11 protein-coding genes are annotated in these 12,281 nt (G+C 64.0%); 8 read left to right on the top strand and 3 right to left on the bottom strand.

Going from position 1 to position 12,281, the window contains the following annotated elements:
- The first annotated feature begins 103 nt into the window (after positions 1-103).
- The 4 genes from LJD17_RS03480 to LJD17_RS03465 all read left to right on the top strand — a co-directional run bounded on the left by LJD17_RS03480 (position 104) and on the right by LJD17_RS03465 (position 5,476).
- Positions 104-1,216: a saccharopine dehydrogenase family protein gene (locus LJD17_RS03480; RefSeq protein ID WP_227382738.1), complete on the top strand. Its 1,113-nt coding sequence runs from the start codon at positions 104-106 to the stop codon at positions 1,214-1,216.
- 225 nt (positions 1,217-1,441) lie between these two features.
- Entirely contained in the window at positions 1,442-3,007 is a 1,566-nt protein-coding gene (amaB, locus tag LJD17_RS03475; protein ID WP_227382737.1) for an L-piperidine-6-carboxylate dehydrogenase, read from the top strand.
- A gap of 81 nt (positions 3,008-3,088) precedes the next feature.
- Positions 3,089-4,768 carry a thiamine pyrophosphate-binding protein gene (locus tag LJD17_RS03470; RefSeq protein ID WP_227382736.1) on the top strand — a complete coding sequence of 560 codons (1,680 nt, stop codon included), beginning with the start codon at positions 3,089-3,091 and terminating at the stop codon, positions 4,766-4,768.
- Between the two features lie 450 nt (positions 4,769-5,218).
- Positions 5,219-5,476: a YjhX family toxin gene (locus tag LJD17_RS03465; protein ID WP_227382735.1), complete on the top strand. Its 258-nt coding sequence runs from the start codon at positions 5,219-5,221 to the stop codon at positions 5,474-5,476.
- A gap of 18 nt (positions 5,477-5,494) precedes the next feature.
- On the opposite strand, the gene LJD17_RS03460 is transcribed toward LJD17_RS03465, so the two are convergent.
- Genes LJD17_RS03460 through LJD17_RS03450 form a run of 3 tightly spaced genes read right to left on the bottom strand, consistent with a single transcriptional unit; the run spans position 5,495 to position 7,999 of the window.
- Positions 5,495-6,067 carry a cysteine hydrolase family protein gene (locus tag LJD17_RS03460; RefSeq protein ID WP_227382734.1) on the bottom strand — a complete coding sequence of 191 codons (573 nt, stop codon included), beginning with the start codon at positions 6,065-6,067 and terminating at the stop codon, positions 5,495-5,497.
- Between the two features lie 3 nt (positions 6,068-6,070).
- The gene (tal, locus tag LJD17_RS03455; protein ID WP_227382733.1) at positions 6,071-7,042 is read right to left on the bottom strand and encodes a transaldolase; all 972 of its coding nucleotides are present in this window, start codon (positions 7,040-7,042) and stop codon (positions 6,071-6,073) included.
- A 30-nt stretch (positions 7,043-7,072) separates the two neighbouring features.
- Positions 7,073-7,999 (bottom strand): LysR family transcriptional regulator, encoded by a 927-nt coding sequence (locus LJD17_RS03450; protein WP_227382732.1) that lies wholly within the window; start codon positions 7,997-7,999, stop codon positions 7,073-7,075.
- A gap of 104 nt (positions 8,000-8,103) precedes the next feature.
- On the opposite strand from LJD17_RS03450, the gene LJD17_RS03445 reads away from it, so the two are divergent.
- From LJD17_RS03445 to mmsB, 4 genes are all read left to right on the top strand, one after another.
- Complete coding sequence (locus LJD17_RS03445; RefSeq protein WP_227382731.1) at positions 8,104-9,600, top strand: CoA-acylating methylmalonate-semialdehyde dehydrogenase; 1,497 nt, start codon at positions 8,104-8,106, stop codon at positions 9,598-9,600.
- A 138-nt stretch (positions 9,601-9,738) separates the two neighbouring features.
- The gene (locus tag LJD17_RS03440) at positions 9,739-10,893 is read left to right on the top strand and encodes an isobutyryl-CoA dehydrogenase (RefSeq protein ID WP_227382730.1); all 1,155 of its coding nucleotides are present in this window, start codon (positions 9,739-9,741) and stop codon (positions 10,891-10,893) included.
- An 11-nt stretch (positions 10,894-10,904) separates the two neighbouring features.
- Positions 10,905-11,357 (top strand): DUF4267 domain-containing protein, encoded by a 453-nt coding sequence (locus LJD17_RS03435; protein WP_227382729.1) that lies wholly within the window; start codon positions 10,905-10,907, stop codon positions 11,355-11,357.
- Positions 11,354-12,238, top strand: coding sequence for a 3-hydroxyisobutyrate dehydrogenase (mmsB, locus tag LJD17_RS03430; protein ID WP_227382728.1), 885 nt, complete (start codon positions 11,354-11,356; stop codon positions 12,236-12,238). Before LJD17_RS03435 ends, mmsB begins: the two co-directional genes overlap by 4 nt.
- Positions 12,239-12,281 lie beyond the last annotated feature (43 nt).

Genomic DNA, 12,281 nt, shown 5'->3' with positions numbered 1-12,281 from the left:
CATAACGGCGAAATGCCGAAAACTACTCGTCTTTCCGTCAGCTTGTCTATGGCGTTCTGCGGCAATCTGCCCTTTTCTGCCTTAAACAACCGGAGGTCAGGCTATGCATTCCATTCTCGTCATCGGCGCAGGCAAGATAGGGTCCACGATTGCAGACATGCTGCACGAGACAGGCGACTATGCCGTCACGGTCGCGGATGTCTCTGCGGCGGCTCTCGCGACGGTGGCAAAGGATGGCATCAAGACGATCCAGCTCGACTTCAACGATGCCGTCGCCCTTCAGTCGGCTCTGAAAGGCCACTACGCGGTCCTCAGCGCTGCGCCCTATCACCTGACCGGCCATGTCGCGCAGGCCGCCCGGCTGGCTGACGTGAATTATTTCGACCTGACGGAGGACGTGGCGACGACCCGCATGGTGAAGGACCTGGCCGAAGGAGCGGACACGGCATTTATTCCGCAATGCGGTCTGGCGCCCGGCTTCATTTCCATCGTTGCCCACGACATCGCAAGCCGCTTCGACAAGCTCGACACGGTGCGCCTGCGCGTTGGCGCCCTGCCGCAATATCCGTCGAACGCCCTCTCCTATAACCTGACCTGGAGCACCGACGGCGTCATCAACGAATATATCGAGCGCTGCGAGGCCGTGGTCGACGGAAAGCTCCGGGAGGTCCCGGCCATGGAGGAACTGGAAGAGTTTTCCCTGGACGGCACCCGCTACGAGGCGTTCAACACTTCCGGCGGCCTCGGCACCCTGTGCGAAACCCTGGAAGGCAAGGTTCGGGCGCTCAATTACAAGACGATCCGCTATCCGGGCCATTGCGCCCTGATGCGGGTTCTTCTGAACGACCTGCAGCTGCGCAACCGCCGCGAAGTCCTGAAGGACATCCTCGAACAGGCCGTTCCGTCCACCATGCAGGACATGGTCATCGTGTTCGTCACGGTGACCGGCGAGCGCGGCGGACGCCACGTGCAGGAAACCTATGCACGGAGCATCTATGGCCAAACCGTTGCCGGCAAGGCCCGCACGGCGATCCAGGTGACCACGGCGGCCGGGATCTGCGCCATGCTCGATCTGCTTGTGGCCGGCAAGATCGAGAAGAAGGGATTCCGCCGGCAGGAGGAAGTCAGTCTCGACACCTTCCTGTCGAACCGTTTCGGAAAGGTCTATGCGGGCGAGCGCCTGGACGGCAAGGCTTCTCTGGCCGCCGTGGCTTGAAGGCTCGCTTGGCTTGAAGGCTCGAGGCCGCCCGATCCTGCGATGATCGGGGCCATGGCCCGAGTCTTTCCGAAAACGCATGATCTTATTCGGGAAAAGCGGTTCTCGCTTTTCCCGAACTTGCTTTAAAGACGGTGGCACATGATGCCACCCCGATTTGTCTCAGTACCAACGGAGGTGGCGGGCTCAACCGGCCCATACACCCGTTCCCATGGGAGATTGCAGATGTCCGCCCGCGACCAAGCCGCCCTCAAGGCCGTTCCAGCCGCTCCTTCGAGCGTCGCCGAGGAAGCCCGCTCCATTCTCTCCCGCCTGGGCGTGCCCGACAGCGCCTTCGCGCCGTCCGGGCGTCCGGCCCTTTCGCCCATCACCGGCGAAACCCTCGTCCACGTCCGTGAGACGACGCCGGACGAGGCCAAGGCCGCAATCGCTCGCGCCGATGCAGCCTTCAAGGCTTGGCGCAAGCTCCCGGCTCCCAAGCGGGGCGAGTTCGTGCGCCTGATCGGCGAAGAGCTCCGCGTGGCCAAGGACGACCTTGGCCGCCTCGTTACCCTGGAGGCCGGCAAGGTCACCTCGGAGGGCCTGGGCGAAGTTCAGGAGATGATCGACATCTGCGATTTCGCGGTCGGTCTCTCCCGCCAGCTTTACGGTCTGACGATCGCGACCGAGCGCGCCGATCATCGGATGATGGAAACCTGGCATCCGCTCGGCGTCTGCGGCGTCATTTCCGCCTTCAACTTCCCGGTCGCCGTCTGGTCGTGGAACGCCGCTCTTGCCTTCGTTTGCGGCGATTCCGTCGTCTGGAAGCCATCCGAAAAGACCCTTCTGACCGCCCTTGCCACCCAGGCCATCGTCGAACGGGCCGCCAAGCGCTTCGGCGGCGTGCCGGAGGGCCTGTCCGAGGTTCTTCTCGGCGGTCGCGAGATCGGCGAGATTCTGGTGGATGATCACCGGGTGCCGGTCCTCTCCGCGACCGGCTCGACCGCCATGGGACGGCAGGTCGGCCCCAAGCTGGCGGCCCGCTTCGCCCGTGCGATCCTGGAGCTCGGCGGCAACAACGCGGCCATCGTCGCTCCTTCGGCGGATCTCGATCTCGCGCTCCGCGGCATCGCTTTCGCCGCCATGGGCACGGCGGGACAGCGCTGCACGACCCTCCGCCGCCTCTTCGTCCACGAGAGCGTCTACGACAAGCTGGTTCCGCGTCTGAAGAAAGTCTATTCCGGCGTGAAGATCGGCGATCCGCGCGCGGAAGGCACCCTCGTCGGTCCGCTGATCGACAAGGCCGCTTTCGACGGCATGGAGCGCGCCCTCGACGAGGCGCGGGCTGCGGGCGGCGTCGTCCACGGCGGCGGTCGCTTCACGGAGGGCGAATGCGCCAACGGCTTCTATGCAAGGCCCGCCCTCGTGGAAATGCCTGAACAGAAGGGGCCCGTGCTGCGAGAGACCTTCGCACCCATCCTCTACGTGATGCGCTATTCCAGCTTCGACGAAGTGCTCGAGCAGCACAACGCCGTCAGCGCCGGCCTGTCGTCGTCGATCTTCACCCTCGACATGCGCGAGGCCGAGAGCTTCATCTCGGTGGCGGGATCGGATTGCGGCATCGCCAACGTCAATATCGGCCCATCCGGAGCCGAGATCGGCGGGGCCTTCGGCGGCGAGAAGGAAACGGGCGGCGGCCGCGAGGCGGGATCCGATGCCTGGAAGGCCTATATGCGCCGTGCCACCAACACCATCAACTACGGCACGACCCTTCCGCTGGCCCAGGGCGTGAAGTTCGACGTCGACGCTTAAGCGGCGTTTCAAGCCTCATCGCGGGAGGGCGACCTTCGCCCTCCTGTTCCTTTCGGACTTTCCTCACATCGCGAGCCTTCCATGACAGCGCCCTCCCGCACCGGCGGCCAGATCCTCGTGGATCAACTCCTTGTCCACGGAGTGGATCACATCTTCTGCGTTCCGGGAGAAAGTTATCTGGCGGCTCTCGATGCGCTGCACGACGCCGCCATCGACGTGACGGTCTGCCGCCAGGAAGGCGGGGCTGCGATGATGGCGGAGGCCTATGGCAAACTGACGGGACGTCCGGGAATCTGCTTCGTGACCCGTGGTCCCGGCGCGACCAACGCGTCGCCGGGCCTGCACATCGCCAAGCAGGATTCGACCCCGATGATCCTGTTCGTCGGCCAGATCGAACGCGGCATGCGCGAGCGCGAGGCCTTCCAGGAACTCGACTACCGCGCCGCCTTCGGGGCGATGGTCAAATGGGCGACCGAAGTGGACGACCCGGCGCGCTTCCCGGAGATCGTTTCCCGTGCGTTCCATGTCGCCACGTCGGGCCGTCCGGGTCCTGTAGTCATTGCGCTTCCGGAAGATGTGCTCACCGAAGTCGCGGCGGTCGCGGACGCGCCGCGTTACACGGTGATCGAGAGCTATCCGGCACCGGAGCAGATGGCCCAGCTTCAGGATCTCCTTCACAAGGCGGAGCGGCCCATCGCGCTGATCGGCGGCAGCCGCTGGTCGAAGAGCGCGGTCGAGGCTTTCGGGCAGTTCGCCGCCGCCTTCAACCTGCCGGTCGCCTGCACCTTCCGCCGCCAGATGCTCTTTTCCGCCGACCATCCGTCCTATGCGGGCGATCTCGGTCTCGGCGTGAACCCGAAGCTTCTGGAACGCATCAGGAATGCGGATCTCATCCTGATGGTCGGCGGCCGCCTGTCGGAGGTTCCGAGCCAGGCTTACACCCTTCTGGATATTCCAGCCCCGCAGCAGAAACTCGTTCATATCCATCCGGATTCGAGCGAGCTCGGTCGCGTCTACAGCCCGCATCTGGCGATCAACGCGTCACCGACGGCATTCACGTCGCTCCTCAAGGATCTGAAGGCTCCTTCGACGATCCGATGGGGCGAGGAGACCGCGGCGGCACATGCGAGCTATCTTGCCTGGAGCGACCCGTCGAAGATCCGCCATGCCGGACATTTGCAGATGGGCGAGGTCATGGCCTTCCTGCGCGATGCCCTTCCGGCCGATACGATCTTCTGCAATGGCGCAGGCAATTTCGCCACCTGGATCCACCGCTTCTGGCCGTTCCGCCATTACGGCACGCAGCTCGCGCCGACCTCAGGCTCCATGGGCTATGGAGTGCCGGCTGCCGTGGGTGCGAAACGGATTCAACCCACCAGCCCGGTGGTGGTTTTTGCCGGCGACGGCGACTTTCTCATGAACGGACAGGAATTCGCCACCGCCGTTCAGTACGATCTTCCGATCCTGGTCATTCTCATCGACAACGGCATGTACGGCACAATCCGCATGCACCAGGAGCGGGAGTATCCGGGGCGGGTTTCGGCAACCATGCTGAAGAATCCGGACTTCGCCGCCTATGCGAAGGCCTTCGGAGGCTACGGCGAGCGCGTGGAAACCACCGAGCAATTCGGCCCGGCCCTGGAGCGCGCGCTGACGTCCAGCAAGCCCGCGATCCTGCATTGCATTCTCGATCCGGAAGCCATCACGCCTGCCATGTCGCTCTCCGCCATCCGCGAGAAGGCGCTGGCCGGACGCGCGTGACGTGCGGACTGCCATGATCGATCTCGGACGTCCCATTGCCGGCGTGCGCTGGCGGCGGCCGACCGGGCATCAATAGGCTCATCCAGGCATCGCTCCGCCATGCTTTGCGGATCATGTCGGTAATGATCGCATCGTCTCCGCCTTCAGTCGGCTTCCATGCACTCTATGGAAGCCGTCGGCGTTGAAACGAAGCGCCATCGCTGGCAGGACGACCCGGGAACGTTCCATCCTCAGACTCGCCAATCCGGCCGCTTTTGAAGCTGCCGCAGGATTGACGTCCTAACGGAACGGCCCCTATAAGGCTGCCGGCATATCGCCCGGAGTTTTTATGCGCAGAGAGACCGAGTCCCGGTAAGGCCCGCCACAGGATAGGCGGGCGACGGCTGTTCATCAGCCGAACGCGCATGTGCGCGCACTCTCTGACACTTTCAAAAATTCTCAGGTTTTCCCGTGAACGTTTCACGCAATGGACAGCGCGTGCTCCACGCGCTTGCTCAGGGCGGCGTCATCCGTCTTTACAAGGACGAGAACGGCCGCTTTTCGGAAGTCGAGTGCCTCACCCGTGAAGGGTGGCTTCTCTCCCTCTGCACCATGGATCTTTTCAAGATGCTCCGCCGCAAGGGACTGGTCGCCTCATCGAACGGCGGTCCTTATCGCATCACGCGACTGGGCCTGTCGGCGGTGAGGAGCAGACCCGACAACCGCTGATACTTGGACAGGGAGGCCTCAGGCGGCCTCCCTCGTCTCATCGAACCGGATGTTGGCCGCGGGAACAACCGTGACGGCAGCCGTTCCCGCGTCAAAGCCGTCAAGCAGCGCATTGTGATGCGCGACGATCTGCTCGACCGTGAGGGAACCCGCATCCGCGCTCGTGTGGCCGTCCGCCACGAGAGTCACATCATAGCCCAGGCTCACCGCGCGCCGGCACGTGGTGTCGACGCAATACTGAGTCATCAGGCCGGCAACCACGAGGTGGTCGACCTTCCGGCTCGAAAGCACGGATTGCAGCTCTGTCTCATGGAACGAATCGCAGGCGGTCTTGCGCACGACAATATCCGCAGGATCACGGTTGAGATCGCCACAGATGTCCCAGCCCGGCGTTCCGGTTTCCAGGCGATGGCCCGGGGCGCCGTCATGCTGGACGAACACAATCGGAGCCCCATGGCGCCGCGCCTCCGCGACCAGATGGGCGATGCGGCGACGCACGTCGTCGAATCGTTGCAGGACAGCCGGGCGCTGTGCCCCCGGAACCGCGAGGATCTTCTCCTGCACGTCAATGATCACGAGCGCCTTCGGCATGGATCACGCGGCCTTTGCTTCTTCGAGATGCTTCGCGACAAGCGTTCGCAGGGACCGGAGATCCTTCACGAAGGAACGGATGCCTTCGGAGAGCTTTTCGGTCGCCATCGCATCTTCGTTCAAGGAGAAGCGGAAATTCTTCTCGTCAAGCCGGGGCAGCGCGGGCGTTTTCGTGACATGATCGGGCGACAGCTTCCGCGGCAGATCACCTTCGGCCTTCGCCAGTTCATCCAGAAGCGCGGGCGAAATCGTCAGCCTGTCGCATCCGGCGAGCGCTTCGATCTCACCCATGTTCCGGAAGGATGCGCCCATCACCACGGTCGCGATCCCTTGCGCCTTGTACGATTCGTAGATGCGCCGAACCGAGAGCACACCCGGATCCGTCTCCCCCGTATAGGGACCGCCGCCCGCCTTCACGTGCCAGTCGAGAATGCGTCCGACGAACGGTGAGATGAGAAACACGCCCGCCTCCGCGCAGGCCTGGGCCTGAACTTGGCTGAACAGAAGCGTCAGGTTGCAGTCGATCCCTTCCTTCTGGAGGATCTCCGCCGCACGAATGCCCTCCCACGTGGAAGCGATCTTGATCAGGATCCGATCACGTCCGATTCCACGCTCGTCATAAGCCTTGATGATGGCACGGGCCTTCCCGAGCGTCGCATCCGTATCGAACGACAGGTCGGCGTCGACTTCCGTTGAAACGCGCCCCGGCACGATACCGGCGAGTTCGGCCCCGAAGGCGACCGCGAGCCGGTCGCAGATGGCCGAAACGACGCCCTCGCGGCTGCCGCCCTGGGCACGGCCCCAATGCAGGGCTTCGTCCACGATGGACGCATAGGCCGGGTTCTCGACGGCCTTGAGGAGGAGCGTGGGATTGGTCGTGCAATCCTGCGGCTTCAGGCGACGCACCGCGTCGAGGTCACCCGTATCGGCGACGACGACCGTCATGGCGCGGAGCTGGTCAAGCTTTGAGGGCATCGGAAACTCCGTGATGTGTTGGCATCAGCCTTAGACCGTCTCGCGTGCTGCGTGAAGTCCGAGCGTCCCTTCGAAAAGGCCGCGGTTCGCCCTCACCCGCTCCAGAATGAAGGATTGCACCTCTTCGACCCGGCGCAGGCTGCGGGCTTCCGCGTGCGTTACCAGCCAATAGGTCCGGGTATAGGAGATGCTCGGGACGATGAGGCGCAGCTCCGGGAACGGCCTCAACGCATAATCGTGAAGGATTCCGATACCGGCGCCTGCGCGTACGGCCTCGACCTGCGCCACGACGCTGGCACACTCAAAGCGACGGGAGGTGTATTTTTCCAAGCCCGAAAAATAGTCGAGAACCGGACTGTAAAGCAGGTCCGGCACGTAGGTGACGAGGGTCTTTCCGGCCAAGTCCGCCGGTTCCTCGATCGGCCCGTGGCGGCGCAGGTAAGCATCCGACGCATAGAGCCTCAGGCGGTAATCCGTGAGCTTGCGGGAAACGAGCCGCCCTTCCGTCGGCCGCTCCAGCGTGATGGCGATGTCGGCCTCCCGCTTCGAAAGGGAGAACGTTCGCGGCAGGGCGACGAGCTGGAGCGTGAGATCCGGATGCCGCTCGGCCAAGGCTCCAAGCTCGGGGGCGAGGAAGTAAGTCCCGAACCCGTCCGGCGCGCCGATGCGGACGGTGCCCGAAAGAGCCAGATCCGATCCGCCCACCTCGCTCGCGACGGCGAGGGCCTGCGTTTCCATGGTCTCGGCCTTGATCAGGAGGCGCTCCCCCTGCTCGGTCAGGGCATAGCCCTGCGGGCTGCGCTCGAACAGCTTCGCCTTGAGGGCCTTCTCCAAGGCCGCGATCCGGCGGGACACGGTGGTATGATCCGCTTCGAGCTGGCGCGAGGCCGCCGTCAAGCGACCGGCCCGTGCCACGGCCAGAAAGAAGCGCAGGTCATCCCAGTTGAAAGTGTCCATATTGGCCTTTTCGCACAACGTGACCTCAATATCACCCATAGTCGTGCGATTTTGACAATGGTACACCAAGCTGCATCAACAAACCTGAGGAAGGAAAAGACGCCATGCGCGAGATCGGACATTTCATCGGCGGCAAGCACGTTCCCGGCAAATCCGGTCGTACGGCGGAGGTTTTCCAGCCGATGACCGGCGAGGTGATCGGGCGGGTTGCACTTGCGTCCAAGGACGAGCTGCGTCAGGCCGTTGAGAATGCCAGCGCCGCGCAACCCGCCTGGGCTGCCACGAACCCCCAGCGCCGCGCCCGCGTGATGATGCGGTTCCTCGATCTCGTCGCCCGTGAAAACGACGCCCTCGCAGAGCTCCTGGCCCGCGAGCACGGCAAGACCATTCCGGACGCGAAGGGGGACATCCAGCGCGGCATCGAGGTGGTGGAATTCGCCTGCGGCATTCCGCACCTCCTCAAGGGTGAGTTCACGGAAGGCGCGGGCCCCGGCATCGACATGTATTCGATCCGCCAGCCGCTCGGCGTCGTGGCCGGCATCACACCCTTCAACTTCCCGGCCATGATCCCGATGTGGAAGTTCGCCCCGGCCATCGCCTGCGGCAACGCCTTCATCCTCAAGCCCTCCGAACGCGATCCGGGCGTGCCCATGCGTCTCGCCGAGCTGATGGTCGAGGCAGGTCTGCCCGCCGGGATCCTCAACGTGGTCAACGGCGACAAGGAAGTGGTGGACGCGATCCTCGATGATCCGGACGTCAGGGCCGTCGGCTTCGTGGGCTCCTCGCCGATCGCGCAATACGTCTATTCCCGCGCCACCGCCAACGGCAAGCGTGCGCACTGCTTCGGCGGCGCGAAGAACCACATGATCATCATGCCAGACGCCGATCTCGACCAGGCGGCGGACGCGCTCATCGGCGCGGGCTACGGCTCGGCGGGCGAGCGCTGCATGGCGGTGTCGGTGGCCGTGCCCGTCGGCAAGGCGACCGCGGACGCCCTCATGGACAAGCTGATCCCGCGCGTGGAAAGCCTGAAGGTCGGCCCGTCCACGGACCCGAGCGCCGATTTCGGCCCGCTCGTCACCAAGGCCCATATGGAGAAGGTACGTTCTTATGTCGATCTCGGCGTGCAGGAAGGCGCCAAGCTCGTGGTCGACGGCCGTAACTTCAAGATGCAAGGCTACGAGAACGGCTTCTACATGGGCGGCTGCCTGTTCGACGACGTGAAGCCGGACATGCGCATCTACAAGGAAGAGATCTTCGGTCCCGTGCTCTCCGTGGTGCGCGCCAAGAACTACGACGAGGCCCTGCGTCTGCCGTCCGACCACGAGTACGGCAACGGCGTTGCGATCTACACCCGTGACGGCGACGCCGCCCGCGACTTCGCCTCCAAGGTGAATGTGGGCATGGTGGGCATCAATGTGCCGATCCCGGTGCCGCTTGCCTACTACACCTTCGGCGGCTGGAAAGCTTCGGGTTTCGGTGATCTCAACCAGCACGGCCCGGACGCGGTGCGCTTCTACACCAAGACGAAGACGGTCACCTCCCGCTGGCCGTCCGGCATCAAGGAAGGCGCGGAATTCTCCATTCCGACGATGAAGTGAGGAACGCCCTGGACTTGGGCGGACTTTGATCCATTATCCCTCATGGCCGGGCTTGTCCCGGCCATCTCGATTGGAGCTTTCCGTTGCGCTTCCCAGGCATGGGGCGGCAACGAAAGAGGTGGGAAACATCCCCGGATCATGACCCAGTTTTCTTTGACTGACGACCAAATCGCCGTCCGCGACATGGCTCTCGCCTTCGCGGCCGAGAATCTTGCTCCCCATGCGCTCGAATGGGACGAGAAAAAGCACTTTCCCGTTGACGTGATGCGCGAGGCGGCGGCGCTCGGCATGGCGGCGATCTACACCCGGGACGACGTGGGCGGATCCGGCATGACGCGATTCGACGCCGCGCTGATTTTCGAGGCCCTGGCCACGGGATGCCCGGCGATCTCCGCCTATCTGTCGATCCACAACATGGCGACCTGGATGATCGACCGGTACGGCTCGGAGGAGCAGCGCCGGCACTTCATTCCCCGGCTTGCGACCATGGAGTTGATCGCAAGTTATTGCCTGACCGAACCGGGCTCCGGTTCCGACGCGGCCGCCCTCAAGACCAAGGCGGTGCGGGACGGAGACCATTACGTGGTGAACGGGGTGAAGCAGTTCATTTCCGGCGCCGGCGTCTCGGACATCTATGTCACCATGGTCCGAACCGGCGCGGAAGGTCCTGCCGGAATTTCGACCCTCGTCATCGAGAAAGACATGCCCGGCGTCTCCTTCGGCGCGCAGGAGAAGAAGATGGGCTGGAACGCGCAGCCCACCGCCGCCGTGATCTTCGAGGACGTGCGCGTACCCGTCGCCAACCGGCTCTCGGATGAAGGCATGGGCTTCAAGATCGCCATGTCGGGCCTTGACGGCGGACGTCTCAACATTGGCGCGTGTTCTCTGGGCGGCGCGCAGGCCGCCCTCGACAAGGCCCTGGCCTATGCGAACGACCGTAAGGCCTTCGGCAAGCGCATCGCCGATCTGCAGGCGCTTCAGTTCAAACTCGCCGACATGGCGACCGAACTTGAAGCCGCGCGCACCTTCCTGTGGCGTGCCGCAGCATCCCTCGACGCCAAGGCGCTCGATGCGACCAAGCTGTGCGCGATGGCGAAACGGATCGCCACCGACACGGGATTCGAAGTCGCGAACCAGGCGCTTCAGATCCATGGCGGCTATGGCTATCTGGCCGATTACGGGATCGAAAAGATCGTGCGCGACCTTCGGGTCCACCAGATTCTCGAGGGGACAAATGAGATCATGCGCCTGATCGTGGCGCGCGATCTCGTCGGACGCGGCAATCGCCCATAGGGCCGCCGAACATGTCCGGCAGCGCGCGTCAGGCAGGTCTTCGACGACATCGGACACGCCCATGGTTCGTGACGCTGCTGGGCCTCGTGTTCATCGGTCTCGGATGGCTGTTTCTTCTGGCGCCCCGTGCGGGGGCGGTTCTGTTCGGCCTTGCACCGCCTGAGGGGGATGCCTTCGGCTACCTGCCGGCGATCGGGCTGCGCGATCTCGCCTTCGGCCTTTACCTTCTGATCCTGTCCAGAACCGCCACGCCCCGCGTCCTCGCCCTCATCCTCGCCGCCACACTGGTGATTCCGATCGGCGATCTCGTTATTGTGGCGGCATGGCGAGGAGCGACAGCGATGTGGCCCCTCGTCCTGCACGGCACCAGCGCACTGGTCATGAGTGGAACGGCTCTTTGGCTGCTGTTCACCGACCTTCGCGCCAACAGAACACCACACACCGACACGGGAGGAATTCGATGACCGCCATCGCCTTTATCGGCCTCGGAAACATGGGTGGCCCCATGGCCGCCAATCTCGTCAAGGCCGGGCACTCGGTCAAAGGCTTCGATCTTTCGCCGACGTCCTGCGATCAGGCGCGGGCGGACGGCGTTGCCATTGCGGGTTCGGCCCAGGAGAGCGTGCGGGAGGCGGAGATCGTCATCACGATGCTCCCGGCAGGCAGGCATGTCCTTTCCGTCTGGGCCGAGATCCTTCCGCAGGTCACACCCGGCGCCCTGGTCATCGATTGCTCGACCATCGATGTGGAAAGTGCCCGAAAGGCTCACGCCCTGGCCAAGGAACAGGGCCTCGGCTCCCTCGACGCGCCGGTTTCCGGCGGTGTCGGCGGCGCCAAGGGCGCAACCCTCACTTTCATGGCGGGCGGCACGGCCGAGGCTTTCCGTCAGGCGGAGCCGATTCTGTCCCGCATGGGCAAGAAGGTGGTTCATTGCGGCGAGGCGGGTTCGGGCCAGGCGGCGAAAATCTGCAACAACATGATCCTCGGAATTTCGATGATCGGTGTCGCCGAGGCTTTCGTGCTGGCCGAAAAGCTTGGCCTCTCCCACCAGGCCCTTTTCGACGTGGCATCCACATCGTCCGGGCAATGCTGGTCCCTGACGACCTATTGTCCCGTGCCCGGCCCGGTCCCGACCTCTCCGGCCAACAACGATTACAAACCGGGCTTTGCGGCTGCCCTGATGCTCAAGGACCTGAAGCTTGCGCAGGAAGCGGCGCTCGCCTCGGGAGCCGCAACCCCCTTAGGGGCCGAGGCGGCGCAGCTCTATGCCTTGTTCAACGGCGCGGGTCACGACGGCGACGATTTTTCCGGGATCATCAATTTCCTTCGCGGTCCCAAGCACTGAGCAACGGCCGGAACGGCCCTCCATGGGCTGATTCCATCCGAGG

The organism is Microvirga rosea, assembly GCF_020595095.1.
GTDB classification, from domain to species: Bacteria; Pseudomonadota; Alphaproteobacteria; order Rhizobiales; family Beijerinckiaceae; genus Microvirga; species Microvirga rosea.
The sequence above is the reverse complement of the archived record's forward strand: the minus strand, read 5'-3'. Positions and strand labels throughout refer to the sequence as shown.